Origin of the sequence: Roseovarius tibetensis, from assembly GCF_050896375.1 — a bacterium.
Lineage (GTDB): Bacteria > Pseudomonadota > Alphaproteobacteria > Rhodobacterales > Rhodobacteraceae > Roseovarius > Roseovarius tibetensis.
The window spans coordinates 65,974-78,756 of record NZ_JBPBBB010000007.1; the positions used below are offsets into that span (position 1 = coordinate 65,974).

Annotated in this window: 9 protein-coding genes and 1 pseudogene; 2 read left to right on the top strand and 8 right to left on the bottom strand. The window is 65.3% G+C overall.

Going from position 1 to position 12,783, the window contains the following annotated elements; translation table 11 throughout:
• Positions 1-16 precede the first annotated feature (16 nt).
• The 5 genes from ACROSR_RS06965 to ACROSR_RS06985 all read right to left on the bottom strand — a co-directional run bounded on the left by ACROSR_RS06965 (position 17) and on the right by ACROSR_RS06985 (position 7,234).
• Positions 17-1,621 (bottom strand): ABC transporter ATP-binding protein, encoded by a 1,605-nt coding sequence (locus ACROSR_RS06965; RefSeq protein WP_432683432.1) that lies wholly within the window; start codon positions 1,619-1,621, stop codon positions 17-19.
• Positions 1,618-2,823: an ABC transporter permease gene (locus ACROSR_RS06970; protein ID WP_432683433.1), complete on the bottom strand. Its 1,206-nt coding sequence runs from the start codon at positions 2,821-2,823 to the stop codon at positions 1,618-1,620. Before ACROSR_RS06970 ends, ACROSR_RS06965 begins: the two co-directional genes overlap by 4 nt.
• 4 nt (positions 2,824-2,827) lie before the next feature.
• Positions 2,828-3,916: a microcin C ABC transporter permease YejB gene (locus ACROSR_RS06975; RefSeq protein ID WP_432683435.1), complete on the bottom strand. Its 1,089-nt coding sequence runs from the start codon at positions 3,914-3,916 to the stop codon at positions 2,828-2,830.
• Between the two features lie 18 nt (positions 3,917-3,934).
• On the bottom strand, positions 3,935-5,875 hold the full coding sequence (locus ACROSR_RS06980; RefSeq protein WP_432683437.1) for an extracellular solute-binding protein: 1,941 nt from the start codon (positions 5,873-5,875) through the stop codon (positions 3,935-3,937).
• Positions 5,876-6,037: 162 nt separating this feature from the next.
• Positions 6,038-7,234: a c-type cytochrome gene (locus tag ACROSR_RS06985; RefSeq protein WP_432683439.1), complete on the bottom strand. Its 1,197-nt coding sequence runs from the start codon at positions 7,232-7,234 to the stop codon at positions 6,038-6,040.
• Positions 7,235-7,367: 133 nt separating this feature from the next.
• Between ACROSR_RS06985 and ACROSR_RS06990 the strand changes: the two genes are divergently transcribed.
• Positions 7,368-8,213 carry a prephenate dehydratase gene (locus tag ACROSR_RS06990; protein ID WP_432683441.1) on the top strand — a complete coding sequence of 282 codons (846 nt, stop codon included), beginning with the start codon at positions 7,368-7,370 and terminating at the stop codon, positions 8,211-8,213.
• A 12-nt stretch (positions 8,214-8,225) separates the two neighbouring features.
• Here the strand turns inward: ACROSR_RS06990 and ACROSR_RS06995 are convergent, their stop codons facing one another.
• From ACROSR_RS06995 to nudC, 3 genes are all read right to left on the bottom strand, one after another.
• Entirely contained in the window at positions 8,226-9,008 is a 783-nt protein-coding gene (locus tag ACROSR_RS06995; protein WP_432683443.1) for a transglutaminase-like domain-containing protein, read from the bottom strand.
• An 82-nt stretch (positions 9,009-9,090) separates the two neighbouring features.
• Complete coding sequence (locus tag ACROSR_RS07000; protein WP_432683445.1) at positions 9,091-9,558, bottom strand: SRPBCC family protein; 468 nt, start codon at positions 9,556-9,558, stop codon at positions 9,091-9,093.
• Between the two features lie 79 nt (positions 9,559-9,637).
• Positions 9,638-10,618 carry an NAD(+) diphosphatase gene (gene nudC / locus ACROSR_RS07005; protein ID WP_432683447.1) on the bottom strand — a complete coding sequence of 327 codons (981 nt, stop codon included), beginning with the start codon at positions 10,616-10,618 and terminating at the stop codon, positions 9,638-9,640.
• 271 nt (positions 10,619-10,889) lie between these two features.
• Here nudC and ACROSR_RS07010 point away from each other — a divergent pair.
• Positions 10,890-12,683, top strand: a pseudogene (locus ACROSR_RS07010) (bifunctional 2',3'-cyclic-nucleotide 2'-phosphodiesterase/3'-nucleotidase); the annotation flags it as partial.
• Between the last annotated feature and the right edge of the window lie 100 nt (positions 12,684-12,783).

Genomic DNA, 12,783 nt, shown 5'->3' on the forward strand with positions numbered 1-12,783 from the left:
GGGGCGGTGCCCGTCCCTAGGTGGCGTCCGCGTCGATTCGCCCCTCGAGCGACGCCTCGAGCAGCGTGCGCGCATAGGGCGTCTGCGGCGCGGTGAAGATCCTTCCGGCATCACCCTCCTCGACGACATCGCCCTCCTTCATCACGATCACCCGGTGGCTCATCGCGCGCACGACATGCAGATCGTGGCTGATGAACAGGTAGGCCAGCCCGTATTTCACCTGCAGATCGCGCAGCAGATCGACGATCTGCACCTGCACCGTCATGTCGAGCGCGCTTGTCGGCTCGTCCAGTACAACCAGCTTGGGGCGCAGGATCATCGCGCGGGCAATCGCGATGCGCTGACGCTGCCCGCCGGAAAACTCGTGTGGGTAGCGGTCCATCATGGCAGGGATCAGGCCCACCTCGGCCATCACCTCGGCGACCAGCTCGCGCTCGGGGCGGCCGCCGGGATTGCCATGCACGCCAAGACCCTCGGCGATGATCTGCGCCGCCGTCATGCGCGGGGACAGGCTGCCGAACGGGTCCTGGAAGACGATCTGCATTTCCTTGCGACGTTTGCGCAACTGCCGCGTCGACCAGCCATTCACGTCCTGACCGACAAAGCTAATCCGGCCCTCGGACGCGACGAGCCGCATGATCGCCAGTGCCAGCGTGGTCTTGCCCGACCCGCTTTCACCGACGATGCCCACGGTCTCGCCGGCGCGCACGCGCAGGCTGGCTGCGTTGACCGCCTTGACGTGGCCGACCGTCCGCTTGAGCAACCCCTTGTGGATCGGGAACCAGACGCGCAGGTCTTCGGTTTCGGCCACCACCGGCGCATCCGCGTGCACTGGCGCGGGCACGCCCACCGATTGCGCGCCGAGCAGCTTTTGCGTGTAGGGATGCTGCGGCGATGCAAAGATCGTGTCCACGGGGCCGGCTTCGACAATCTCGCCGTCCTGCATCACGCAGACCTTGTCGGCGATGCGCCGGACGATCCCCAGATCATGCGTGATGAACAACAGCCCCATCCCCTCGTCGCGCTTGAGCGCCGCCAGCAGGTCGAGGATCTGCGCCTGGATCGTCACATCCAGCGCCGTGGTCGGCTCGTCAGCAATAAGGATGTCGGGCTTGTTGGCCAGCGCCATGGCGATCATCACCCGCTGCCGCTGCCCGCCCGACAGCTGATGCGGATAGGCGTTCAAACGGTCGCGCGCCTCGCGGATGCCGACCCGCTCCAGCAGATCCACGATGCGGTCGCGCGCAGCAGTCCCCGTCAGCGCCTGGTGCAGCTCGAGGCTCTCGCGCAGCTGCTTTTCCAGCGTATGCAATGGGTTCAGCGACGTCATCGGCTCTTGGAAGATGAAGCTGATATCGTTGCCGCGCACCTGCCGCAGCCGCTTGTCGCTGGCGCCGATCATCTCCTGGCCGTCATAGGTGACGCTGCCGGTCACCTCGGCCGCCCCCCCCAGAAGCGACACCGTCGACAGCGCGGTCACGGATTTGCCCGAGCCGGACTCGCCGACCAGCGCCACCGTCTCGCCCCGGTCAAGGCTGAACGACACGCCGCGCACGGCCGGGATCACCCGCCCGTCCTGCCGGAATCCAACAGCCAAGTTGCGCACCTTCAACAAGCTCATTGAAAGGTCTTTCTGGGATCGAACGCGTCGCGCACGCCCTCGAAGATGAACACCAGCAGCGACAGCATGATCGCGAAGGCGAAGAACGCGGTGAAGGCCAGCCACGGCGCCTGCAGGTTCTGCTTGGCCTGCAAGGTCAACTCGCCAAGGCTGGGCGACGAAGACGGCAGACCGAAGCCCAGAAAATCCAGCCCCGCCAGCAACGAGATCGTCCCGGTGATCACGAAGGGCAGCATGGTCAGCGTCGCCACCATCGCATTGGGCAGCATGTGGCGGAACATGATCGTCAGGTTGCCCACCCCAAGCGCCTTGGCCGCGCGCACGTATTCCAGGTTGCGCGCCCGCAGGAACTCGGCGCGCACCACGCCCACCAGCGCCATCCAGCCGAACAGCACGGTGATCACCACCAGCAGCCAGAAACTGCGCGGCAGGATCGCGAACAAAATGATGATCACGTAAAGCTGCGGGGTCGAGGCCCAGATCTCGATGATGCGCTGGAAGAAAAGATCGGTCTTGCCGCCGAAATACCCCTGCACGGCACCCGCGAAGATCCCGATCACCGATGACAGCAGCGTCACGATCAGCGTGAACAGCACCGACAGCCGGAACCCGTAGATCACCCGCGCCAGCACGTCGCGCTTGGTGTCGTCGGTCCCCAGCCAGTTCTGCGCATTGGGCGGCAACGGCGCGGCGCCGTCGCGGTCCACCGTGGTGTCATAGCTGTAGGGGATGGGCGGCCAGATCGCCCAGCCCTTGCTAATCTCGCTGCCATTCACGACACCGTCCTCGGCATCGGCCATCACGCCCTCGGGGTCGTCGAAACACCGGTCCAGCCCGCCCGAGACAATCAGGCACTGCACCTCGGGATCGCGGTAGATCGCCTCGGTCTGGAAATCACCCCCGAACGCGGTCTCGGGGTAGAACTGGAAGATGGGCGCGTAGAAATCGCCGCGATACTGGATCAGGATCGGTTTGTCATTGGCCACGAATTCGGCAAACAGCGTGATGGTGAAGATCACCGAAAAGATCACCAGCGACCAGAATGCCCGCCCATTGCGGCGGAAATTGCGCCACCGGCGCTGGTTCAGTGGCGACAGGCGAAAGCGCCCGGCCTTTCTTCTTGGCTCAAATACCCCGGGGGAGTCGCCGCTCTGCGGCGACGGGGGCAGCGCCCCCTCTGCGCGCCCGTGATCATCGCGCATCGCCTCAGCCCTCCCGCTTCTCGAAATCGATCCGGGGGTCGACCAGCACATACATCAGATCGCTGAGGATGCCGACCACAAGCCCGATCAGCCCGAACAGGAACAGCGTCCCGAACATGACCGGGTAATCGCGGCCCACGGCCGCCTCGAAGCCGAGCCGACCCAGACCGTCGAGCGAAAAGATCGTCTCGATCAGAACCGATCCGCCGAAGAACACGCCGATGAACACCGCGGGAAAGCCCGCGATCACGATCAGCATGGCGTTGCGGAACACGTGCCCGTACAGCACCCTGCGCTCGCTCAGGCCCTTGGCACGGGCGGTCATCACGTAATGCTTCTTGATCTCGTCGAGAAAGCTGTTCTTAGTCAGCAGCGTCAGCGTGGCAAAGGCCGAGATCGTCGAGGCGAGCACCGGCAGGGCAATGTGCCACAGGTAGTCGAGGATCTTGCCGCCAAGGGTGAGCTGATCGAAATTGTCCGATGTCAGCCCGCGCAGCGGGAAGATCTGGAAATAGCTGCCGCCTGCGAGCAGCACCAGCAGCATGATCGCGAACAGGAAGGCCGGGATCGCATAGGCCACCACGATCAGCCCGCTGGTCCATGTGTCGAACCGCGTGCCGTCGCCCACGGCCTTGCGAATTCCCAGCGGGATCGACACGAGATACGCGATCAGCGTGGACCACAACCCGAGGCTGATGCTGACCGGCATCTTTTCCAGCACCAGATCCAGCACGTCGATCTTGCGAAAGTAGCTTTCGCCGAAATCGAAGCGCATGTAGTTCCACATCATGTTGAAGAAGCGCTCGACAGGCGGCTTGTCGAGACCGAACTGCTCTTCCAGATCGGCGATCAGTTCCGGCGGCAGGCCGCGCGCACCGACATACTGGTCGTTGCCGCCCGATCCCATGTCCTGCCCGGTGTCGGACCCCGCCCCCGAAAAGCTTTCGAAGACGTTGCCCTGCCCTTGCATGTTGGCGATCATCTGCTCGACCGGCCCGCCGGGCACGAACTGCACCAGTGCGAAATTGATGATCATGATGCCCAGAAGCGTCGGCACGATCAGCAGGATCCGCCGCAGGATATACGCCCCCATTTCAAATGGCCCTTTCGGTCAAAGCGCGCCCGCGTCGCGCAACGCCTGTGCCTTCTCAGCGTCATACCACCAGAAATCCAACACCCCGGTGGCGTATTCCGGCAGCGGTTCGGGATAGGCGTACTGATCCCAGTAGGCGACCCAGGTCTTGTCGAGATACCATGTCGGGATCATGAAGAATTCGTAGCGCAGCGCCCGGTCGAGGGCTGTCAGCGCCACGTCCTGCGCCTCCTGGCTATCGGACTCCAGCGCCTTGTCGATGATCGCGTCGACCATCGGGCTGGCCAGCCCCGCGGGGTTGAACAGGCTGAATTCGGCCTCTTGGCTGCCATAGCGCTGATGCAGCCCGGTGCCCGCCTCGAGGAAGGCGACATAGCTGTCGAAAATCAGGTCGTAATCGCGGTCCCGCTCGCGGGCGGTGTACTGCGCCGCGTCGATCTGGTCGAAGCGCGCGTCGATCCCCATCAGCTTGAGGTTGCTAACAAAGCTTTCCACCACCGCAGACATCGTGGCCGATCCCGAGGCCGAGATCGGGATCTCGATACGCAGGGTCTCGCCGGCCGCGTTGCGCCGCATGCCATCATCGCCGACGGGCCAGCCGGCCTCGTCCAGCAGGCCCATGGCGCGGCGCAGATTGCGCCGGTCGTTCAAGCGGTCCGGGCTGGAACTGTGCGCGCGTACCGCCGGTTCGGTCAGCATCTCTTGCGGAACCACATCGCCCAGGGATTTCAGCAGCTCCAGCTCGGCTCCTTCGGGGACGCCCTCGGCCTGTAGATGGGTGTCCTGCACGAAGGAATGGCGTTGCTCGAACAGGCCGTATTGCAGCGACTGGTTCGTCCACTCGAAATTGAACCCAAGCGCGATCGCCTCGCGCACCCGTTTGTCCTGCAGCTTTTCACGCCCGAGGTTGAACACGAACCCCGACGGGGTCGGCGGCAGACCGTCCGGTAACGCCTCTGTGACCACATGGCCCTGATTGGCGGCCGGAAAATCGTACCCGGTGGCCCATGTCTTGGAATTGCCCTCGGGGCGGAAGGTGTAGATGCCAGCCTTGAACGCCTCGAACGCGGCATTGTCATCGGCGAAATATTCGATCCGGATGCGGTCGAAATTGTGCCGACCCTGGTTGATCGGCAGATCCCAGCCCCAGTAATCGGGATTGCGCTCGTAGACGATGCTGCGGTTCACCTCGGCGCTCTTGACCTGATAGGGTCCCGATCCGGGCGCCGCCTCCAGCCGGGGCTCGTCCAGCCGCGCGCCTGTCTCCTCGTACCACTTGCGCGGAAAGACCGGCGTGCCGCCGACCTGATCGATCAGCGACCGGCGCGAGATGCCCTCGGCAAACGTGAACTTGACCCGGTGATCGTCGAGCGCCTCTGCCCCTGTCACACGGCGCTGGACCGCCTCGGCATAGGATCGCAGGCCTTGCTCCAGAAACAGGTTGTGGGAAAAGACCACGTCATGCGCCGTCACCGGGGTGCCGTCGGCGAACCGTGCTTCGGGGCGCATGTGAAAGATCACCCATGTCTTGCCCGCGTCGTATTCCAGCTTTTCGGCGAGCAGGCCGTAGCCCTCGTTATAGCGGTCCCCCGGCAGCGGCTCGCCCGTGGCCTCGGACCCGCCCAGCAGGCTTTCATAAACCATCCACGAAAGCCGCCCGGCCCGACCCTTGCGCGAATAGGGGTTCATCGAGTCGAACGTGCCCGGCGCGTAAAGCGAAATCTCGCCCCCCTTGGGCGCGTCCGGGTTCACATAGTCGAAATGCGTGTAATCGGCGGGATATTTGAGATCCCCGAAAAAGGAATACCCGTGCGAGGTGATGACGCTGTCGTCCTCTTGTCCCCAGGCCGCCTGCGCGATCAGCGCGGCGATGCCCAACCCCGCCAGCGCGACAGCACCGCGCCAGACGGAGAAAAACCTCGGGGAACGGGCCTTGGCCGGGATCGGTCGTCCGGTCATGTCATCCTCCTGCTACCGGGTCTGGTGAATATCTGGCGCGGTTTTCACACCCGGCAAGCTACGGAGAGAGGTCAGCTTGTTCAAGCACCGATGATCGGCGCCAAGTAAAAAGGCCGCGATCCGCAAGGACGGATCGCGGCCTTTTATGAGTACCCGGATGGATCAGTTTCCAGCGCTTTGCAGGTAGGCCATCAGGTTGGCGCGGTCCTGCTCGTCCGACAGGCCACGATAGCCCATCTTGTTGCCGGGCGCGTAGTCATTGGGGTTTTCGATCCACGCGCTCAGCTCGTCAAGCGTCCATGCGCCGTCCAGACCCGACAGCGCGTCGGAATAGCGGAACCCGTCGACCGAGGCGATGTCACGCCCGACGATCCCGACAAGATGCGGGCCGACGCCGTTGCGCTCTGTGTCGATCTGGTGGCACGCGCGGCACTGACGGTACAGCCCCTCGCCCGCATCGACATCAGCGGATGCGACCATTGTGGCAAACTCTGACGCACCGCCATCGGCGGTCTCTGTCGCGTCGGTCTCTTCAGTGGTCGAAGTCTCTTCGGCGGTGTCCGCCTCGGCCATGTCATCTGTCTTGGCCTCTTCGGTCGTGGCGTCCGCGTCAGATGCGGCGGTGTCGGTCGTGCCGTCGCCCTCATCCGCGGCCTCGTCGGCTTGCGCCTCTTGCGTCGCGGCCTCGTCGCCTGCGGGTTCTTCCGCGGCTGCGTCCGCATCCTCGGCCGCGCCTTCGCCTTCATCCGCGGGCGCCGTGTCGGCCTCGGCGGCGTCGTCTGTTGCGGCCTCGTCCATGGACGCCTCATCCGCCGGTGCGTCTGCGTCCGCCGATGCAAGCTGAATGTTGTTCTCGCCATCGGTCTCGTCGAGATAGGCGATCACGTTGACTCGATCCTCGGGTTTCGACAGGCCGGCATAGCCCATGCTGGTGCCCGGCGCATATTCGGCGGGGTTTTCCAGAAAGGCGTACAGTTCCTCGGCGTTCCAGACATCCGCAGCCTCGCCGAGCGCGCCGGAATAGTTGAACCCGTCGACGGACCCCACATCGCGCGCCACGACGCCATAAAGATGCGGGCCGACGCCGTTGTTGCCATCTTCGACCTGATGACAGGCGCGGCACTGGTTGAACACGCGTTCACCTTTCGAGGCGTCCGCCGACGCGAACAACGTGGCCAGATCGGGCTCTGCCTCCGCAGTGTCTTCCTCGGTTTCGTCCTCGCCCGTGTCGATCACGTAGCCTTGCGCATGATCGTCGCCGTGCCCGCCCACGGAATAGATCGCCTCGGCTGCCCAGCCCCCCAAAAGGAAAATCAGCAGCGCCCCGCACAGGGCCCCGGCGGTCTTCGTCAGTGTCATCGTGTCGAACATTGGCTCACTTTCGTTTGCTCCACATTTTGGCATCGTATCTAGCCGCTTCCCCTACCGCCTTGCAAGGTGTAGTTTCCGCGACCAAACGCCCGATACGCCCGAACAGGACGAAAGCCACAGCATGACAAAACCGATCGCCTTTCAGGGAGAGCCGGGCGCCTATTCGCATCAGGCCTGCCACGAGACCTATCCCGACCGCGAGGCCCTGCCCTGCCGCACGTTCGAGGACACCATCGCGGCCGTGCGCGACGGGCGCGCGGACCTTGCTATGGTGCCGGTGGACAACTCGACCTTCGGGAGGGTGGCCGACATCCACCACCTGCTGCCCGAATCGGGCCTGCATATAGTTGGCGAGGCGTTCGTTCGGGTGCACATCAATCTGCTGGCGCTGCCCGGCGTGCGTCTGGACCAGATCGAAAGCGCGGTCAGCCACACCATGCTGCTGGGGCAGTGCCGCGTCTTTCTGGAACGTCACGGCATCCACAGGGTCACCGGCGCCGACACCGCCGGCTCGGCACGCTACGTGGCCGAGGCCGGCCAGCCAGAGCTTGCGGCGCTGGCCAGCGATCTCGCCGGCGAGATCCACGGGCTGGACGTGATCGCCCATCACATTGAGGATCAGGGTACCAACACGACACGGTTTCTGGTCATGGCGCCAGAGCCGGATTTCACCCGCCGCGGCGAGAACGGCATGATGACGACGCTGGTCTTTCGCCTGCGCTCGATTCCGGCGGCGCTTTACAAGGCGCTTGGCGGGTTCGCGACCAACGGCGTGAACCTGACCAAGCTGGAAAGCTACATCGTGGACGGCAATTTCAACGTCGCGCAGTTCTACGCCGATATCGAAGGCCACCCCGAGGACCCGGCCGTGGCCCGCGCGCTGGACGAGCTGGATTACTTCACCTCGGACATCACCATCCTCGGTGTCTACCCGGCGGACCCGCGCCGCCACGCGGACGAAGGCTGAGCGGGGCACCAGTCAGGACGGCAGGCGCATGACGCTGACCGACTGGCCGATCATCGACGCCGGCGCCCATGTCTCCATGAAGGCGACATCGCCCGCGTCCCGGCCCACGGCGATCAACGCCGCGCCGTCGCGGCCGCTCATGCCGGTCGCGTCCACCATGTGCCACGCGCCCTCCAGCCAGACCTGCGCCACGGCGTGGAAATCCGGGGGATCGACATCCGGCGCATAGGCCGCGGCATAGCGTGCCGGAATCCCCGCCGCCCGCGCCAGCGCGCAAACCACATGCGCATAGTCCCGGCAGACGCCTTCGCGCGTCACGAACGTGTCGAGCGCGGTCGTGGCCGCGGCCGAGCTTGCCGGTACGTATGACAGCTTATCCCTCACCCATTCGGTGATCGCGGCGACTTTCGGCCCGCCCGCCAGCCCGCCAAAGCGGCGGCCCACGAAGGCCTGAAACATGTCCGACTGGCAGAACCGCGACGGTCTGAGATAGGTGAACGCCGCGCCGGGCAGCGCATGCACCGGCGTCGGGCCAAGCTGGTCCAACACGGGCGCGGGCCGGGTCACGTCGACCGTCGCGCGGTAGCGCAGCTTCAGCTCGCCGCCCATGACGCGGGCCCATGCCCGCGATCCCAGCCCGTCCTGGGCGTCGGTCCGCGTCACCTCTGCCTGTGCGACCTCGAACCGCTCGTCGGTCACCGTCTGCCCCGCGGTCCGCGCCGCTTCCAGTACCAGAAGGACCACGGGGTCGTCGCCCAACTGATAGTGCAGTCGCACATCGATTCCGAACGGCATCCGCGCCCTCTCCTTTGCTGCCGGGGCCGCGATCCGGCCCTGTCGCGCCCGCCACGGTCCACGCCCGGACCGGCGCGGCGGATCACGCGTGACGTTTGAAACGGTCCTCGACATCCGTCGCGAAATCCGCCACTCGAAGCCTGAAGCGCCGCGTCATATTGCCGCGCATGAGCTTGAACGGTTGCATCATGATCCGCCCCGCCAGACTGCGCGCCTTGACCGTCAGATCAACGCCAAGACGCGTGCGACCCGGCGCGACCGCGACAAGATCGACCCGCATCTGGCCGGTGATCGCCGAGGAGTCGCCGGTCAGCACGATCCCGGTCGGCGGCTCGTATGTCACAAGGGCGATATCCATCTCGCGGGCACGCTCGCGCAGAACGAAGCGGACGTGCCAACCCATGCCCGGCCCCGGCACCGACAGCGCATCGGTGCGCCGCACCTCTGCGCCATGCCGTCGCGCCGCGCGTTCGAAGGTCCGGAAATCGGCGATTTCCCGGAACACCGCCTCGATCGGGGCCTCGATGTCTTCGGTGCTGGTGAACTTCATCCGTGATCCCCGTCTTTTCGCGCATGACATCCCCGCCCATCACGGGCCGACCCCCGGCACATCCTGCGGTAGTTTCCCCTCAATCAAGGCTGTCGGCAAGCCAGTTCCGCAGCAGGAAATGCGCGATGGCGCCCCGGCGCGCGGGCAAAAGCTCGGGGGTTTCGCCGGCAAACGCCGCAAGCATCTCTTCACGGGTCATCCAGCGGGCATCCTCGATCTCGTGCGGGTCGATGGTGATCTCTTGGCTCAACGCCTCGCCATGACAGCCCAGCATCAGCGACGCGGGAAACGGCCACGGCTGACTGGCGAGATAGGTGACACGCCCGACCTGCACATTCGCCTCTTCCAGAACCTCGCGGCGCACGGCGGCCTCGACGGTCTCGCCCGGCTCGACGAAGCCGGCCAGCAACGAATACATGCCATCGGGAAATCCCGGCGATCGCCCCATCAGCACCGCATTGCCGTAGGTCACAAGCATGATGACCACAGGGTCGGTGCGCGGGAAATGCTGTGCGCCGCACGCCTCGCAGCGCCGTTGCCACCCGGCGCGGATCATCCGGCTTTCCGCGCCGCAGCGCGCGCAGAAGCGGTGTGTCAGATGCCAGCCGAACAGGGCCTTCGCAGTCGCGGCCAGTTCGGCGTCGCGTGCCGAAAGACGGGTCATGACCTGGCGCAGATCAGCAAACGCACCGTCATCCGACAGCGCCGGATGCACCGTGTCGGCCGCATCGGGACCGCTGTCGCGGTGATCGCCGCCCTGCCCCGCCGGCACGCTGTGGGACATGTCATGCGCAAGGATCAGGTCGCCCGTTTCGTCGCGCCCCAGCAGGACCGTTGCACTGCCGCCCGCGTCCCGATGCGTCAGCACCGGATGATCCGGGCCGACACGGATCAGCCGGTCAAGCCCGGCAGCCGCCAGAAGCGGCTTTCCATGCCAGAAAACGAGGACGCGCGCGCGCCCTGCGGAGATCGCCGCGTCGATGGCCCCGGCGTCGCCGCGCAGATCGTCCGCCCGATCCAGACCCGACCCTCCGAATGTCCCGTGTTCCGCGTGCCGCATGTTGCTCTCTCATTGTTTTTCACACGCCGGTTACTGTCATCTGTTGCATGGGAAACACAAGATGCCCCGGGCCAGACCCTGCGAACGGTCCAATTCGCTTGCACAACCTAAGGTAGGTTGCATTCGACGGCGATACCCGCTTATGATGAGTCCAGCTGTATGATTGAATATGCGTTTTCGGACGTCCCGGTACCGATGCGTGCAAACCCGCCAAACCATGAAGGCCCTGTCTTGACCAAGTCCTCTTCGCTTTGCGACATCCGGCCCTGATATGACGGCGAAGGTTCACCTGCGTATCCTCGCGACGTCTGATGTGCACGGCCATGTCCTGCCCTTCGACTACTTCACGCATGAAACCGACCAGCCCCACGGGCTGGCCCGTGTCGCGACACTCGTGGGGCAGGCCCGGGCCGAGGCAGGGACCGACAATTGCCTGCTGCTCGACAATGGTGATTTTCTGCAGGGCACGGCGCTCAGCGACCTTACACCGCAGCCGGGTCAGGGGTGGCACGGTCAGCACCCGGTGCTGCGCGCGATGAACAAGATGGGTTATGACGCAGCCACACTTGGCAATCACGAGTTCAATTTCGGGCTCGACTGGCTGCGCGAGGTTCTGCGCGACGCGGCGTTTCCGCTGACCTGCGCCAATGCCGTAACGCGATGCGGCGACACCCCGCTCGACGACCAGACATTCGTGCCGCCTTATGTCATTCTGACCCGCCAGCTTCGCGACGCGGACGGTGGCACGCATATCCTGCGCATCGGCCTGATCGGGTTGACCCCGCCGCAGATCACCACCTGGGATCACGCACATCTGTCATCGCGGCTAAGCGCCCGTGACATGGTCGAATGCGCACAGTCATGGGTTCCGGTGATCCGCAGCCAGGGGGCGGACCTGGTGATCGCGCTGGCCCATACCGGCATCGAGGTAGGCCCCCAGTCACAGATGCCCGAGAATGCCGCATGTGCGATCGCCCGCGTTCCCGGCATCAGTGCCGTCGTCGCCGGGCACACCCACCTGACCTTCCCGGATCCTGCGCCCGGCGACGCGAAAGTTCCGGGGATCGATCCGGACCGTGGCACGCTTCACGCGACGCCCTGCGTCATGCCCGGTTTCGGGGGGTCGCATCTTGGGCAGCTCGACCTCGACCTGACACGGACAGAGGATGGCTGGCAGGTCGCGGGGCACAATGTCCAGCTCAGGCCGACCACCGGCATAGAGCCATGTCCGCAGATCGTCCGAAGCCTTGCCCCGGCCCATGCCCACACGGTGCGACTGACCAATCGCATCGTCGCGCGAACGGATCGACCAATCCACAGCTATCTGTCACTGGTGCAGCACGATCTCGCGGCGCGCATCGTCAACGACGCGCAGCGCATGGCCCTCGAGGAGATACTGGCGCACACGCCGCATGCGGACCTGCCCGTGCTGTCGGCGACGGCGCCATTCAAGACCGGCGGACGCGGCGGGCCCGAGCATTTCACCGACATTCCCGCCGGCCCGTTGCGGATGCGAAACATCGCGGATCTCTACGGCTTTCCCAACACCCTTTGCGGTTTGATCGTGACCGGGGCGGATCTGCGCGACTGGCTGGAACGCGCGTCGGTGTGCTTCAACAGGATCACGCCGGGCCGCGCCGGGCAGACGCTGCTCAACGCGGATGTGCCGGGACATGCCTTCGATGTGATCGACGGGCTAAGCTACCGCATCGACGTCACGCAACCGGCGCGCTGCGATGTACATGGCCGGGTGGTCGCCCCCGCCACAAAACGGATTCGCGGCTTGTCCCATGCCGGGCGACCCGTGGCCGATACCGACCGATTCGCGATCGCGATCAACAGCTACCGCGCCTGGGGCGGCGGCCCGTTCCGGGCGCTCGCCACGGGCGGACTGCTGCATTTCGGGCACCGGCCTATCCGGGACATCATCGCAGATCATGTCGCATGCCACGGCACGACCCCGACCCCCGATCGTGGCGGCTGGAGGCTTGTTTGCCTGCCCGGCACCCGCGTCGAGATCGAGACGGGTCCGGGCGTGCGCGCCTATCCGGACGACATCGCCGCCTTGGGTGCAACGGATCTCGGGACGACCGACGCGGGGTTTGCGCGGCTGCAGATCCCCCTTGGGCATCGCGATGCTCTGCGGACCCTTGCGAATCCGGAAC

Bases quoted from the DNA above. Each gene is read 5' to 3' on its own strand.
- ACROSR_RS06965 (WP_432683432.1), bottom strand. From the start codon at position 1,621: ATGAGCTTGTTGAAGGTGCGCAACTTGGCTGTTGGATTCCGGCAGGAC.
- ACROSR_RS06970 (WP_432683433.1), bottom strand. From the start codon at position 2,823: ATGCGCGATGATCACGGGCGCGCAGAGGGGGCGCTGCCCCCGTCGCCG.
- ACROSR_RS06975 (WP_432683435.1), bottom strand. From the start codon at position 3,916: ATGGGGGCGTATATCCTGCGGCGGATCCTGCTGATCGTGCCGACGCTT.
- ACROSR_RS06980 (WP_432683437.1), bottom strand. From the start codon at position 5,875: ATGACCGGACGACCGATCCCGGCCAAGGCCCGTTCCCCGAGGTTTTTC.
- ACROSR_RS06985 (WP_432683439.1), bottom strand. From the start codon at position 7,234: ATGACACTGACGAAGACCGCCGGGGCCCTGTGCGGGGCGCTGCTGATT.
- ACROSR_RS06990 (WP_432683441.1), top strand. From the start codon at position 7,368: ATGACAAAACCGATCGCCTTTCAGGGAGAGCCGGGCGCCTATTCGCAT.
- ACROSR_RS06995 (WP_432683443.1), bottom strand. From the start codon at position 9,008: ATGCCGTTCGGAATCGATGTGCGACTGCACTATCAGTTGGGCGACGAC.
- ACROSR_RS07000 (WP_432683445.1), bottom strand. From the start codon at position 9,558: ATGAAGTTCACCAGCACCGAAGACATCGAGGCCCCGATCGAGGCGGTG.
- nudC (WP_432683447.1), bottom strand. From the start codon at position 10,618: ATGCGGCACGCGGAACACGGGACATTCGGAGGGTCGGGTCTGGATCGG.